Origin of the sequence: Rhodococcus sp. ARP2 (genome assembly GCF_001029585.1) — a bacterium.
Taxonomy (GTDB): Bacteria; Actinomycetota; Actinomycetes; order Mycobacteriales; family Mycobacteriaceae; genus Rhodococcus_F; species Rhodococcus_F erythropolis.
In genome coordinates this window covers 134028-150160 of sequence record NZ_LEKE01000058.1, presented here as the reverse complement: position 1 = coordinate 150160, position 16133 = coordinate 134028, and the positions used below count along the sequence as shown (strand labels likewise).

Genomic DNA, 16133 nt, shown 5'->3' with positions numbered 1-16133 from the left:
TGATGTGTCTGGCCGTTGCCTGGAGTGCTGCACGGACGGGTTTGTTTCGCGGGCTAATCTGATCTGGCTGTCCGATATGAGGAGTGACACGTGGCTGATATTGCCGCAGGTGAACGCGTAGTTGTTCGTGACGAGGAATGGCTCGTTCGAGCAGTCCGGAACACCGAAAGTGATGGGGCTCGCGTCGAGGTCACCGGTGTCAGTGAGTTGGTTCGTGATCAGGACGCGGTGTTTTTCGGAGCTCTCGACACGATTGATCGACTAGACCCGCGGGACGGCAAGCTCGTGATCGATGAGTCTGCAGGATTCCGACGTTCGAGGCTCTGGCTCGAATCTGTGCGACGCGGCAGTCCAGTTCCTACAAGCGACACCCGTATCGCGGTAGGGGACCGGGCATTGCTCGACCGAATGGACTACCAGCTCCGTCCGGCCGCGCAGGCGCTACAGAATCTCCGGCCCCGGATCCTGATAGGGGATGCAGTGGGACTCGGCAAGACACTTGAGATCGGTATCTTGTTGTCGGAGCTCATCCGGCGTGGTCGTGGCGAGCGCATCCTGGTTGTCACTCCACGAGCGGTGCTTGAACAGTTTCAGCATGAGCTGTGGACGCGGTTCGCAATACCGTTGGTGCGCCTGGACTCGAATGGAATTCAGAAGGTCAAGCAGACTTTGCCGAGTTCGCGAAATCCGTTCAGCTACTACAAGCGTGTCATTGTTTCGATTGACACACTCAAGAATCCTGCGAAGTACAAGCATCACTTGAAGGATCAGCAGTGGGACGCCGTCGTGATCGACGAGTGCCACAACTTGATCAACCGCACATCCCAGAACAACGAACTTGCCAGACTTCTTGCAGCACAGACTGATGCACTAATTCTGGCTAGTGCCACGCCCCATAACGGGGAATCAAAGTCATTTGCAGAACTGATCAATCTCCTCGATCCAACCGCCATTGCGGATCGTGAGGAGTACACCGCCAAGGATATCGAGCACCTCTATGTCCGAAGGCACCGCAATTCACCCGACGTCAAGTTGGATGTCGCGCATCGGTGGAAGCAACGACGTACCCCACGCGTGATTGAGGTTGTTCCCAATGCAGCCGAGGTAGCTCTGTTGCGCGAACTCGAGGACGTATGGCTTCACCCGACGGGCGATCCTGTCGTCACAGGGCAAGGGCGCCAGCTCTTTCCCTGGACGCTGTTCAAGGCATTTCTCTCGTCCCCGAAGGCCCTCCGTGCAAGCGTCGGTCGACGGTTGAAGTCTCTCGACTCCGCATCATCTCCAGAGGCAAAAGCGCTGGTGCGCTTGGATGCTCTCGCCGAAGAAGCTGATCACCAAGGATCGTCGAAGCTCAAATCGCTCGTCGAACATCTGAAGTCCGTCGGCGTGGGGAAGGGATCCACGACCCGCGTCGTCGTGTTCTCGGAGCGAATCGACACCCTGACGTGGCTGGGGGCTGAGGTCTCGAAGGCACTCAAACTTCCGGCCAAGGCAGTTCAGGTGCTGCATGCTGGACTTCCTGACGAGAAGGTTCAGTCGGTAGTGGAGGGCTTCGGCCAGGCCAATTCTGAAATTCGAGTCCTACTCGCTTCCGACATGGCTTCCGAAGGCCTGAACCTGCACAAGGAATGCCATCAGCTCGTGCACTACGACCTCCCTTGGTCATTCATTCGGATTCAGCAGCGCAACGGCCGCATCGACCGATACGGGCAAATGCACGAACCGCAGATTGCGGCACTAGCACTTACCAGCGACTCCGATGACGTGCCGAGCGACTTGCGTGTGGTCACCAAGCTGCTCCAGAAGGAACACGAAGCGAATCTCGCGTTGGGTGACGCCGGAGTGCTCCTTGATGTGCATGACGCTGACATCGAAGAGAAGACCGTTATCCAGGCGATTCGTGAAGGGAAGGATCTGGATGACGTCGTTCCGGAGCCGACGCCTGCAGCCTTGAATCCGTTTGCGCAACTCCAAGTAACGGCTGGCAGCCATACCGGCGACCCGACACCCGAGCGCGCCCCACGGCGTTCGTTGTTCCAGGACGACGACAATTTCCTCGCGGACGCATTGAAGGACGTCGCGTCCGAACCCGGCGGCCACGGCTTGGATATCTCTCGCGACGAAGATACAGACATGATCGCCTTCAACCCGCCGGCAGATCTTGTGCCGCGGTTTCGTGATCTGCCCTCTGAATATCTCGTCGAACAGAAAATTGTTGAACGCCTACGAGTATCGGGGAGTGTTGAATTCGCCGAAGGCAGGCTCGATAAAGCTCGGAAGTCAACTGACAGTGCGTGGCCGGACGTTCATTTCCTTGCCCCAGTTCACCCAGTTCTTGATTGGGCGGCTGACCGATCGGTGTCTCGGTTCGGACGCAACGAGATACCAGTCCTGTCAGGAGCTGTCAGCGAGCCGGTCTTCTTGACTCAAGCAGTCTGGTCGAATGCCAAGGGGCAACCGGCAATTGCGCACTGGGGCGCAGTTCGTGGGTTGCCTGGCAATCCCGAAATAGGCGATTTCGACGAGACCTTGGACCAAGCAGGAATCAGGGAAGGCGCCTCCAATGCTGGTTTCGGCGACGTAGATTTGGAAGTGCTGCAGGCCCTGGTCCCTGCTGCGGTGGATGCTGCGACTGAACACCTTCGCGACCGCCGCGACGACTTCGAAGCGGACTTGCTCCGACGTATCGATGAGTATCGGAAGAGCTTGAAAGGTTGGGAACAAACAGTTCTCGAGATAGTGACGGACTCGGGACGGCGAACCGGATCGAAGCTCGAGATCTCCGAGACGCTCGACGAATCTTCCGCTCTCATTGACTCACTCGCTGCCAGCGGTGACCCCTTTGTTCGCGTCGTTGCTGTGATTGTGCCGAAAGCAGGTCTGTAACCAATGTTCGATTCAGTCTCCAACGTCAACGACTATCTATCCGAGCATTGGCTTGCCGAGGTCTTCCCCAACAAGCTGAAGGACCTTGCGAAAGGCTGGAAGGAACTCGCTTCCCAGGGCAAGGACACTCCCATAAAGGGACTGTCGGCAATCAGCGGCAGCTACCTGACTGCGCTAGGAAAACTTCCCGAACCGAGTCATACGGATTACGTCGAATCGGTGACAGACCTTCATCGAATGCTGCTTAGTGCAGTCGGTTTCGACAGCACCGTAACTGTTCTCGAAACCTTCCAGGGTGAAACGCCGATTGCCGTCTCTTTGCTCGGGCGATTCGCCAGTGTTACTGCGACGGACGCGCTGCACATCCTGCAGGCCGTACCGGCTATCGACGCCGATGGCCTGTTCTCGAACGACGCGGAATTGATTTCGCCTCTGCAACTGTCGATCACGAGCGTAAAGACTGAGCTGCTGGGATCAGTATCGAAAGCTGTCACGCAGCTTTTTGTCAGTGACAATGCTCCGCGCTATCTCCTCGTTGTTGCGGGTAGCGTCGTGCTCCTGACTGATGCGGCTCGCTGGTCTGAGGGCCGGTACCTGGCGTTCGATATTGCAACGGCATTGGACCGACGTGACGAGAAAGCGACTGGCGAGCTCGCACACCATGCGGGTCTTTGGTCGGCTGACGTGTTGCTCCCGAACGATGACGGCAAGACGGCGCTGGATGCCTTTACCGAGGATTCCGAGAAGCATGCGGTGGGTGTCAGCGAAGATCTTCGTGAGGGTCTTCGTATTTCGATTGAGAAGATTGCCAACGAGGTTCTTGATCAGCGTCGCGCCGCTGGCAGACCGGTCAATGGTATTCCTGAGCTGCCGCGGGATTTGACTATCCAGTCGTTGCGTTTTCTGTATCGAATCTTGTTCCTACTCTTCGCTGAAGCGCGCCCAGAGCTTGGAATTCTGCCGGTCGGCGCACCTGAGTACGGATCAGGCTACGGCCTTGACCGCCTGCGTGAAATCACCCAGGTGCCGCTGACAGGGAAGTCGGCTGGTGGGCACCACCTACACGAGTCTCTGAACCTACTGTTCAGGCTCGTCAATGATGGGCATGGCGCTGAGAGTCGAAATAGCGATGGCCTCGTGTTCGAGGCGATGAGGTCGGACCTCTTCGATCCCGCCCGTACGCCGTTGATTGACGACGCGAAGATCAGCAATAAGGTACTGCAGGAAGTGCTGACGCTGCTACTTCTGTCGAAGCCCTCGAAGAACAAGAACAAGCAGCGAGGTTACATCTCTTACGCGCAGCTCGGTATCAACCAGCTTGGCGCGGTATACGAGGGGTTGATGTCCTACTCAGGCTTGATCGCAGATGACGACATGGTCGAGGTAGCGAAAGACGGCAATGCAGACAAGGGCTCATGGCTCGTGCCGTCCACGAAGTCGGGTGATTATGACGCCGAGGATATTGTTTGGCGTGAAGATCGACTGGCAGGTCGCAAGGATATTGTTCGGCACCCGAAGGGCAGCTTCGTCTTTCGACTTTCAGGGCGGGATCGCCAGCGCAGCGCCTCGTATTACACCCCAGAAGTGTTGACCAAAACGGTCGTCAAGCATTCGCTGGCCGAGTTGATCAGTGACGAGACGACTGCCGCCGAGATCCTTGAGTACCGGATCTGTGAGCCAGCGCTCGGCAGTGGCGCCTTCCTGAATGAGGCGATCAACCAGCTTTCTGCTGAGTATCTGACCCGTCGCCAGAATGAACTCGGCGACCGCATTCAGCCGGAGGACTATGCGACTGAGCTCCAGAAGGTCAAGGCATACCTGGCGCTTCATCGCGCCTACGGTGTGGACCTCAATGCCACCGCTGTTGAACTTGCGGAGGTGTCGCTTTGGCTCAATGTCATGCACAGGGGGCTTCAGGCGCCATGGTTTGGTTTGCACCTGCGTCGAGGCAACTCTTTGATCGGTGCCCGTCGAGCAACGTACGATTTCACCGCACTTGGAAGGGCCAAGAGGAACTGGTTGAAGACACCTCCGACGGATCGACCGCTTTCTGAAGGGCCAGTCGGAGACGGTGAGATCCACCACTTTCTGCTTCCATCTGAGGGCTGGGGATGTGTCGGAGCAGACAAGCGGGCAAAGGAACTTGAGCCGGAGGCGGCCGAGGAGTTGCGGACCTGGCGCAAGCTTGCGGTGAAAAAGCCGGACAGGAAGCAGCTAGATCGACTTCGTGCGCTAGGGCGCAGAGTGGAACGGCTGTGGGAACTGTCGTTGCGCCGGCTGCAGATCAGCGAACACGAGATCGCCCGTGACATCGCAGTTTGGGGCGCCCAGCTGAAGCCTGTGAACGCCGCAGTGTCCCGCGAACAAGTCGAGTCCGCACTGCTCGACCCGGAGGGGCCCTACTTGAGGCTGCGGATGGCGATGGACGCGTGGTGCGCGTTGAGCTTTTGGCCCGTTACCGGAACCGTCGAGGACGAGGATATCCGACGTTCGAGTCCGCCTGACTTGGACGAGTGGATCGATACCCTGGAGTCACTGCTCGGTCGCGACGGGGCGCGGCGAGATGATACTGCGCAGGCGATGTTTCACGAGACGATCGAGGACTTCGGCCAGCTCGCAGAGATGGATGATTTGGAGAAGAGCTTCTACGGTATGAGGGACGTGTGGCGCATTGTCACGGAGCATGAGTGGCTGGGCACCGCGCGGGAGATAGCGCAACGGGAAGGTTTCTTTCATTGGGAGCTGGACTTTGCACATGTCTTCCAAGATGGTGGGTTCCACTTACAGGTAGGGAATCCGCCATGGGTGCGGCCGGTTTGGAAGGACGACGTAACGCTGGCCGAATCTGATCCGTACTTCCTACTTCAGGAGAAGATTCCCGAAAAGACGTTCAAATCGCGGAGATCCGCGTTGCTAGAGGATAAGTGGGCGCGCATGCGGTACCTCGGGGACGTGTCGTCATGGGCGGGGACTGTGGAGCACTTGGGGTCGGCGGTGGAGCATCCAGTGTTGGCAGGGGTGCAGACCAACCTCTATACGAATTTCATGGAAAGGGTATGGAGAAGTTCAGGGAGTGGCGGTATTGTTGGCCTATTGCATCCTGAGGGGCACTTCACCGACCCCAAGGCGGGGAATCTTCGGACAGAAACTTATTTCAGGTTGACAAGGTACTTCAATTTCATTGAGGCCAACCGATGGTTCGATGGAGTCGAAAGTCCATCGCAAACATTTGGTATTCATATTTATGCTGCAGCCGGTCCCATCTCATTTACCATGCTTACAAATCTTCAGTCGATTACAACGATCGAAGGAAGTCTCTCCGGTGTAGGATCGGATGAGATTCCCGGCGTGGCATACCCTTGGGGTGAGCGCGATATTCGATCGCACGGATCGCGTGTGATCTACGTGGACGAAGGGGTTCTCCGGGACTGGGCTTTGCTATTCGACCCAGCGGGTTCGCATGCTAGGAAGGCTCGATTAGTTCGTCCGTTGACGCGCGAGCACGTGGAGATATTGTCGGTGTTTGCTCATCAATCGCGGCGCCTTTCTGATATTGGTTACAAATGGTCGAGTTTATGGCATGAGAAGGCGGCCAAAGAAGATGGTTATATCGAATGGCGTACTGAATATCCAAGCGCATGGGATGAAACGATCTATCAAGGCCCGCATTTTTCTGTCTCAAATCCCTTCGCAAAGGAACCAAACCAGTTCTGTAAAAGCAAAAATGACTACACGACTTGGGATCTGGAGAACCTCCCCGAATCGACGATCGCTCGAACGAACTACCAGCGAGCATGTGACAGGGAATCCTACGAAGCGGCGATTCCGCGGTGGGATGGTCGTCCTGCGACAGCCTATTGGCGGGTCGCATGGCGGAGTATGACGCAGTCCGGGCTTGAGCGGTCGTTGCATGCAGCACTAATTCCGCCGGGCGTAACACATGTCCATACCGTGCACACGTGCACGGTATCGACATGTGTTACGCATGTCCATACCGAAAAGAATCTAGCAGTGGAGCCCGGGGAGTCTCTCAACACTGCGCTTGTTGCTGGACTTTGGGCTTCCCTGCCGTTCGACTATCTTGTGAAGGTAAGTGGGATGAGCCATGTTCACGCTGAGCTCGTTGATCGTTTTCCCTCGCCGCTAGATCACCCGGCCTGGTCATTCCTACTATTGCGGACACTCCGGCTCAATTGTCTGACCCGCGATTACGCGCCGCTTTGGGAGGGGCTCTACGCGGACTCGTTCGTTAGTGATTCGTGGACTCCGGCGTCCCGGCAGCTGCAGAATTTGGGTGCCGTCGAACTACCATGGACTGTTGGTACGCCGTTGAGGACGGATCTTGAACGTCGGGCGGCCCTTGTCGAGATCGATGCGTTGGCCGCGTTGATGTTAGGCCTCTCGGCTGAGCATCTGGCATTGATGTTTCGAGCACAGTTCCCAGTTCTGCGTAAGTACGAATACGAGATGTATTTTGATGCTCGGGGCAGGAAGGTCGCGAAGGAGCATCACGCCCAGGGTGTTAGGCAGCAGAAGAACGACTACAAACTCTTGCAGGCATATCTTGAGGGTGAAGACAGTGGAGATCTCCTTAGTCGCTACGAGCCTTTCCCTCCTGACGAGAAACACGATGTGCCGTGGTTCTACAAACCGGATCGTGAGGCCGAAATGCGCGCCGCCTACGCCGAATTCGAGAGGAGGCTTGGGCTAAATGGCTAAGGGCACCTCCCCGACATTTCCCTCGCTCCTGGCAGAGGAAACCCGGGATTCAATTACGGAGTACCTGTCCACCACCTTTTCGCTGGCAGATGCCAACGCGGGCAAGGCACTCAGCGAGTTCCTTCGTGATCCCGAGACCGGGATCTTCCGTGGTCCGTACCTCAAGCTCCGCACGCCTTACCAGCAAGTGGCGACGAGTTGGAAATCGCCGCTGGAATGGATGCCAAAGGGCTTTCAACCTTTTCAGCATCAAGCGCAGGCGTTCGATCGGCTTTCAACGCATGGGCGAGGCGCGCAGCCCACGATCGTGACTACCGGAACTGGCTCGGGTAAGACGGAGTCCTTCCTCGTCCCGCTTCTTGACCACGCTCGGCGATCGGCAGCCCGTGGGGAGCGCGGGATCAAAGCGATCATCTTGTACCCGATGAACGCATTGGTCACTGACCAGGCTCGTCGTCTAGCGAACTACCTCCACGACGATCCTCAGCTCAGTGAGGTCACCGCCGGCGTTTACATCGGTGGCGAAGGCCGACGTAGGACTCGAACCCGCAACCAGCTGGTGGACCACCGCGACGAGCTACGGAAACGCCCGCCTGACATCCTGCTCACCAACTACAAGATGCTCGATCTGCTGCTGCTTCGCTCAGGCGATAAACCTTTGTGGGACAACGCTGCTGCATCACTGCAATATCTCGTGCTCGATGAGTTTCACACTTACGACGGGGCTCAGGGAACCGATGTAGCGATGCTCATCCGTCGGCTCGGCTCGCGAATTGGAGTGGCTGAGGACGGACGGCCACTGGGGCGTATCACTCCCGTCGCAACATCCGCGACACTTGGTGGAGGCACTCGCTCAGATGAATTGCGAGAGTTCGCTGAAACGATCTTCGGCACTGAGTTCGCACCCGAATCGCTGATCACCGAAACGTCACTGTCCGCTGCAGATGTTGTGCCGCACGTCGACTTTGGGCTTGAGATCCCCTCGGTCGACGCGATCCTGGATGCTCCGGAGGTAGATGCTTCAGTCACAGGATCATGGGAACCGTTGGCGCGAGCCGTGCTTCAGCCCTCGGTGGAACCTGGCGCGCACGCGGCTGAGATTGACTATGCCGACCCCGTAGAAATTGGCGAAACTCTGCGGACTCATTTCCTGACTCGCGTCGTGATCGACACTCTTGGTGGTGAGCCCCTCACACCGGCCGATGCGGTCACGAGGATCACTCAGGCCGGTGTTCTCCCCTGGGGGGTGCATAACTCGACGAAACCTCTCGAGGTGCAGCAGGCGTTACTCAAGTTCCTTGCATTGATGTCTGTTGCGAGAATCAAGGATGACAACGGCAACCTGCGGCCGATGATCAACGTCCAGGTTCAGCTCTGGGTACGGGAACTTACCCGCATGCTCCGAAGCCTTAGTCGCGAAACAAGATTCGACTGGTGGCACGACGGGCTACCAACCGAAGGCACATTTCTGCCCGCGGCACATTGCCGTGTGTGCGGACACTCCGGATGGATTGCAACGACAACGGAACTCGGTGACGAGCTCGGTCATGATCCCGTCACAATCTGGCGAGACAGTGCCCGACTGACCACCCGATTCAAAACACGTGCCCTGCTACTCGCAGATGAAAGCGACAAAGGCGTCAGCTATCTCGACCCAGATACGCTTGAAATCGGGTCGGTTCCGAGCGCGAATGCGCTTGCAGTCCATTGCACTCCAGACGAAAAGGCGGCATTCGATCAGACATGCCCCTCGTGCGGCGCGAAGAACGCAATCCGATTCATGGGGTCAAGTGTCGCCACGCTGCTTAGCGTCGGGCTAACCAGTGAGTTCGGATCCACTCTTCTAGCCGATAGTGAGAAGAAGACTCTCGTTTTCACCGATTCGGTGCAGGACGCCGCACACCGTGCGGCGTTCATTGAGGGCCGCGCCTTCCAGTTCAACTTTCGATCCGCTCTGCTGGGTGCGACTCACGGCGAACGGACAACTCTTAAGGAAACGTCCGATCGACTTGTCGCCGACATTCCCGTCGATCAGCTTTACTCGATTACTCCGCCGGATTTTGTACGTCGTACGGGAGTTGACGGCGCGTGGCTGGAGAACGATCCCAGAAGCCGCATGCGCGAACTATTGGGGGTGCGGATCGCATTCCAAGCACAGCTGGAAGCGGGGCTGAATGCCCGCGTGGGTCGCACTCTTGAGCTCGCCGGCGCGATGGCTGTCGATGTTGACGTTGACCTGGCGTTATTTTCGCAGCGAGTTCACGACATTCACCAGAACCTGCCACAACTGAGCCTGAATCTTGGAGGGGGACCCTCGGGCCAGCTCAGTCTCGAGGTGCCTGACCAGAGGCCACAACAGCTCGAGCTTGAATCTGAGTCCGTGGGCGGGCCTCGCTATGACATCTGGATCTTGGGGTTGTTGGAGCATCTTCGGGTGAACGGCGGTGTCTACCACCAATGGCTCACGCGTTACATCCGTGATGAAGGCAGACGCTGGTCGATTTGGGGTGGTAGCGCTGAGGGAATGCCCAAATTCCCGCTTGGGCGACCTGCTCCCGGCTTTTTAACTACCGGTGCGGCTGGTGACACAGACTTCATGGCGGTCAATCCGCGAGGTGAGTCCTGGCTGACCGATTGGACGAGGCGGTGCCTTGGCGTGACGGCGCCTGAAGCTAGAGCGCTACTCGCAGACGTAATCGACTCTCTCGCAAGCGAAGACGGTCCCCTCGAACGACGCAGTGGCGAAAAGGGATCCAAGGTTTACGGCCTCGCGCCAGACCGGATCATTCTGGACCCCAACGACATTGCTCGGTTGCAGTGCCCGATCTGTCATCACGTGCAGCCCAGCTCGAAGCAGCGGCAGTCACTGTGGACCGGGGCTCCCTGCCCACGAATGCGGTGTCCCGGCACTCTGACTTTAGTCGAGATGGAGTCCGAAAACTTCTACCGGAAGATGTATCAGTCGGGGCGCATCCGGCGGATCGTGAGTGCGGAGCACACCGGACTGCTCGACAGGGAAGAGCGAGAGGAAGTGGAGGCGCGCTTCAAGAGTGGTGGCTCGCCTGTTGACCCCAACATCCTCGCGTGTACGCCGACGCTGGAACTCGGTATCGACATCGGTGACCTGAGTACCGTCGCACTAGCCTCGCTCCCACGGTCCACTGCCAGTTACCTTCAGCGGATCGGACGTGCCGGCCGTTCGACAGGTAATGCGTTCGTTCTCGCTGCTGTGCCGAGTTCGCCTCGTGACCTCTACTACTTTGCCCAGCCAGGCCACCTGCTCGCCGGTGAGGTGCTGCCGCCTGGTGCATATCTCAATGCGACGGAGTTGCTCTACCGCCAGTTCTTCGCATTCACGTTGGACCGCCTCGCAACTGGTGGTCTCGGCGTCGTACCTGTGATGCCACCCAAGCTCAGCGCAGCGTTGAGCGGAGGTATGGCGGATGGAGCGTGGTTGCGTGCTGTGGTCGACGCTGCGACTGCGGCCGCTGACTCTCTGAGCTCAGAGTTCCTTGGGCTTTTCGGTAAGAAGCTTGTGCCGGAAGCGGAGTCCTCGGTGAAGGACTTCGCCAGCGGAGGGCTCCGTGAGAGCGCGGCGCGAGTAGCACTGGCGTGGCAAACGGACTCTGACGAAATTCGGAGTCGTCTCAACGATCTCGCTAAAACCGTCGCCGAGATCGACAAGCATGGTCATCTCGACGACAAGCAAAAGGACGATCGGAAGCGCTGTATGGGGGAGTCGCGAGCACTTGGCGATCAACTACGTGAGCGCGGACGTCAAGAAACGCTGACGGGGTTGAGTGGGGTCGGTCTACTGCCGAACTACAACCTGCTCGACGATTCCACCACGCTCGACGTGCACCTCTGGTGGACCGCAAACGAGAATGACTCCCCAGAGCCGCAAGCACTCGACCTCACCTACGAACGAAGCAGCAGTAGCGCACTCACCGAGTTGGCGCCGGGAGCGTACTTCTATGCCAGTGGCAAACGAGTGGAGGTTGATGCCGTCGACGTCGGGCCGCTTTCGCAACCACTCTGGGCGAATACAAGGCTGTGCCCTTCCTGCGGTTGGGGGACAACCAACGCGTCGGCGCCATTGACCGCGTGCCCGCGATGCCATAGCTCAGCAGTGACCGATGCCGGTGCAGTGCACAAGGTTCTGCCGTTGCAGCGGGTATCAGCTGTGCACCGTCTCGACGATGTTCTGATTGATGAGGACGCCGACGACAGAACCAAAACTTACTTCGGCCGTGTCACCGGGGTTGATATCGACCCCGCGGACATCGTCGACGCATGGAAGCTGAAAGAAACGGTCTTCGGCGCCGAGTACGCGAGGTCTGCGGTAATACGTTCGATCAACGTCGGGTTAGGTGATGTGTCTGGCAACGAGACGATCATTGCCGGCGAGACACTGTCGGCAGCAGGATTCACTACATGTTCTCACTGTGGTGTCGTGGCCAAGAAGGCGACCGAAAAGGATAAGGCCCGCCACCGGGGCTACTGCGCGACCAGGCGAGGGACAGCTGAAAAGTGGGAGAAGCTGCTGCTCTCTCATGAGCTGAAAACGCAAGCTGTCCGGCTGTTGCTGCCGGTTTCGTTGTTGCATTTCGAGACGACGATGACGTCCTTCAAGGGAGCGTTGCTACTCGGACTGCGGCGAGATTTCGGTGGCGACCCTCAGCACCTTGCGGTTGTTGCGTCGAGCATGAGCGACGGTATGGGTTCGGTGAGGCGCTTCCTTGTCTTACATGACACTGTCCCTGGCGGCACCGGTTACCTCGACCGCTTCGGGCAGCCTGAACGGTTGCGGCATATTCTCACCCTCGCGCGGGATGTTCTTGCCGCGTGCCCGTGCCGACTCGAAGGTCGGGCCGCGTGCCACCGATGCCTGTATGGAGTCCTTCAGTCGCGTGAAATGCCCAATGCATCACGAGAATCGGCACTGGGGCTGCTCGACAACTTCCTTCAAGATTGGGATGTCGAGAAGATTCCGACCGTCAGCACAGTCGACATAGCCAAAGTTCAACTCAGCGAATTGGAACTGCAGTTCCGCGAGGCACTCAAGGAACGGATAGCAGCCCGAGACGGATGGTCAATCGAAGCCGCAATTGGCTCCAAGGGTGAAGAGCTTGACCTACGACTCGCCAATCCGGACGGAGAGCCTCGGCGGTGGCGAATGCGACCGCTGGTTGACGTCAGAGCGGGATCGATTGCGACGCAACCGGACTTCCTCCTGACACGAAGCGATGCGCAGGGTTGCGACGTTGCGGTGTACCTGGACGGTGCGAAATTCCATGCGAGCGTTGAGCACAACCGAACTGATGACGATGCGGTGAAGCGGGATGCACTCCGTCGCGAAGGCCGGCGAGTGTGGTCGATTTCGTGGGACGATGTTCAGGCCTTTATTTCGAATTCTCTGAAGGCTGCAGTGCCGGACCTTGTTCACCAACAGATTCAGAATGCTGCGAGTGTTGGCATCGACGATCCCCGTTTGAAACTGTTGTGGGGCAACCCGATCGACTTCATGATCGAGTACCTGGCTGACCCCGACGCTGCAGTGTGGGGTGATGGTGCGGAAGGGACCGTATTGGCCATTGTGAATCCGGGAAGACACGGATCTGATGCCCCGATCATGGTGAAACCGGGAAGCTTTGATGCGAGCCTGAATTCATTCCTCGCTGGAACCAAGGCGGATTCGGAATCAGACGGAACCGTAATGCTGGTACCCCGGTCGGGCTTGAGTGGATTGCCGCTGATCGTGGTTGCCGATCCCGCGGACCACGTTCCCACGACGGGAGTGCTCAGCGTGCTGGACGACCGCCACACGGAGGTTGGTGGTCCCGAGCACGCTGCGCGATGGCGCGAATGGCTGCGGTGGGCGAACGTTCTGCAGTTCCTCACTCTTCCGCATTTTGGACATCAGATGCCGATGCGGATGGTGGAGATATGGACTCGACGTTGCGTTGATCCTCTGGCGCAGTCGCACATTCCGTTGTCAGCTCCTGCACAATCCACGATATCCGGCCAGATTGCCGAGTTGGCACCTGAATGGGCGGTTGTCCGGGACTACACAGATCCAGTCCTTGCAAAGCTGATCGAGATCATGGCTGCAGCCGCCATGGATGTGCCAGAAGCCGGTGCAGAAGTGGGCCCAGATCAAAGTATCTGGCAGGTTGAACTTGCGTGGCCCGCTGCAAAGGTTGCCGTCGTCGTTGATATCGACGACGACCGTGACCAATGGCTCGCGAAGGACGGATGGACAGTGCAAACCGTCGAGGACGAGAACGTTCCGGATACGCTTGCCCGCGATCTGGAGAATGCCGTGAATGGGAGTAGCAAGTGAAGACACACGTCCTGATGCATGACCTGTTTCAAGACTCCTATGACAGCCTCGACGGCAGCGTGCGTAGCCGCGTGCTCAGTTTCATGGTGAAGCTGCAGCAAGATCCGGATGCAACCGGGTTGGATTTCAAGATCCCGAAGCTCGCAAAAACGAAGCATGTTCGTACCGCTCGAGTCACTGACAACTATCGTGCTGTTCTCATTGCCGCAGGGGAGGATTCGGAAACCAGCACCTTGTACCTCGTCGCAGTGAAGAAGCATGATGACGCGTACGAGTACGCCAGCAAGCTCACGCTTCAGGTCAATCCGAAGACTGGCGCTGCCGAGCTGTTCGACTCATTGGCCCTTGACGAAGCAGTGGACAAAGCACGACAGGTTCAGCAGGCGACCGACACCGTCAAACCCTTGATGCCTGCGAAGGTCCGTCAGAAGGACCTGGAACGATTTGGCGTCGAATCCGAGATCGCCGAGCAATTGAAGAAGGTGTCCGACGAGGACACCCTGGAATCCATTGTCACTGCACTCCCTTCGTCGCAAGGCAGTGCTGTGCTTGATTTGGTGTACGGCAAGAGTCCGGATGATGTGTGGGCAGATCTCGTGGTTGACGAGCCTGGTGAATTCGACGTCGAGGATCTCTCTGCTGCACTGCAACGACCGCTGTCACGACTCAGCTTCACAAGCTTCGACGGTGAAAATGAAGACGAGCTTCGGGCAGTTCTCGAAGGAGATTTCGCGAAGTGGCGAGTATGGCTGCATCCACTTCAGCGTAAACTTGCGACGCACAAGGGTTGGAACGGCCCATTCCGTGTGACAGGTGGGGCTGGCACCGGCAAGACCGTAACGGCGATTCACCGCGCGAGATTCCTTGCTCGACAGCTCGATTCGCAAGAAGCCTCGACGAAGGTTTTGTTCACTACATTCACCAAGAACCTTGCTCGGACCATTGAATCCCAACTCAAACAGCTGGCCGGACCCAAGGTCCTGGATCGAGTTGATGTAGTCAACATCGACGCCGTGGCCCGACGGGTTGTCACAGCGTCGGATGCGGGACGAATCGCAGTCGCAAACACGAAGTTTGTGTCGTCCGATAGTTCCGAGGTGAGAGAACTGTGGTCTTCCGCGGCACTGGTTGCCACGGGAACCTGGGACGCCACTTTCTTGGCAGATGAATGGTCGCAGGTTGTCTTGGGCAACGCGATTGTCGATGAAGCTGGCTATCTCAGGGTGCCCCGAAGCGGCCGGAGTCAGCGTCTGAGCCGACCTCAGCGCGCTGATGTCTGGAAGGTGATCGAGCAATTCGAGAGCTTGATGCGGTCCCAGGGTTTGACGACCTTCACGCAGCTGGCCTCTCAAGCAGCCGCAACATTGCTGTCTGACTCGACGCTCCGGGACCAACTGGGGTATCGACATGTAGTGGTTGACGAGGCGCAGGATCTTCATCCTGCCCATTGGAAGCTGCTACGAGCGTTGGTGCCTGCGGATAGCGACGACATGTTCATCGTCGGTGACGCCCACCAACGCATCTACGGTCGACCGGCACCGCTCTCTCGCTTCGGAATTGAGACGAGAGGCCGATCGCGCCGCCTCACAATCAACTACCGAACATCGAAAGAAATTCTGCAATGGTGCTTGGGAGTCGCAGACACTGAAGTCGACGACCTCGATCTGGCATCGGACACCCTCGCGGGAGCACGGTCAGTCTTCGGTGGGCCGGCGCCTGAGATCCTCATACGCAAGAACATCGCGGACGAGAATAGGGGTCTTTCTGCTCAAGTACAGAAATGGGCCGGCGAAGGCTTCAATCTGTCCGACATTGCAGTCTTCGCGTTGGACAAAGACAGCGTCAAAGACCTAGCTGAATCGCTCCAATCCTCGGGTATTCAGAGCGTCATCGTGACTGATCGTTCAGACGAGGACAAGAGTGGAGACGCAGTCCGAGTGATGACGATGCACCGGGCGAAGGGGCTGGAGTTTCGTGCTGTCGCAATGTGCAGGCTCGGTGAAGGCGAATTCCCGCCCTTCTATGTCAAGAGGTTGACCGGGGTGGATCGGGTTCAAGGGGAACTGAAGCTACGTCGGATTCTTTATGTGGCAGGCTCGCGCGCCCGGGAGCAACTGGTGCTGTTCGGTATAGGGAAGATCTCTGAAATTGTAGGAGAAGCATTGTAAGAGCAGTGAGTTGGCTA

4 protein-coding genes are annotated in these 16133 nt (G+C 57.8%); all 4 read left to right on the top strand.

All coding sequences use genetic code 11. The annotated features are described in order from the left end of the window. Window positions 1-90 precede the first annotated feature (90 nt). Genes ABX74_RS16340 through ABX74_RS16325 form a run of 4 tightly spaced genes read left to right on the top strand, consistent with a single transcriptional unit; the run spans window position 91 to window position 16116 of the window. Complete coding sequence (locus ABX74_RS16340; protein ID WP_047889228.1) at window positions 91-2886, top strand: DEAD/DEAH box helicase; 2796 nt, start codon at window positions 91-93, stop codon at window positions 2884-2886. A 3-nt stretch (window positions 2887-2889) separates the two neighbouring features. After that, window positions 2890-7605, top strand: a complete 4716-nt coding sequence (locus tag ABX74_RS16335) for an Eco57I restriction-modification methylase domain-containing protein (RefSeq protein ID WP_047889227.1) — start codon at window positions 2890-2892, stop codon at window positions 7603-7605. Then, window positions 7598-13948 (top strand): DEAD/DEAH box helicase, encoded by a 6351-nt coding sequence (locus tag ABX74_RS16330; protein ID WP_047889226.1) that lies wholly within the window; start codon window positions 7598-7600, stop codon window positions 13946-13948. Before ABX74_RS16335 ends, ABX74_RS16330 begins: the two co-directional genes overlap by 8 nt. Further along, entirely contained in the window at window positions 13945-16116 is a 2172-nt protein-coding gene (locus ABX74_RS16325) for a UvrD-helicase domain-containing protein (RefSeq protein ID WP_189637339.1), read from the top strand. Before ABX74_RS16330 ends, ABX74_RS16325 begins: the two co-directional genes overlap by 4 nt. The last annotated feature ends 17 nt before the right edge of the window (window positions 16117-16133 follow it).

Coding starts and splice junctions, on each gene's coding strand:
- ABX74_RS16335 (WP_047889227.1), top strand. CDS start 2,890: ATGTTCGATTCAGTCTCCAACGTCAACGACTATCTATCCGAGCATTGG.
- ABX74_RS16330 (WP_047889226.1), top strand. CDS start 7,598: ATGGCTAAGGGCACCTCCCCGACATTTCCCTCGCTCCTGGCAGAGGAA.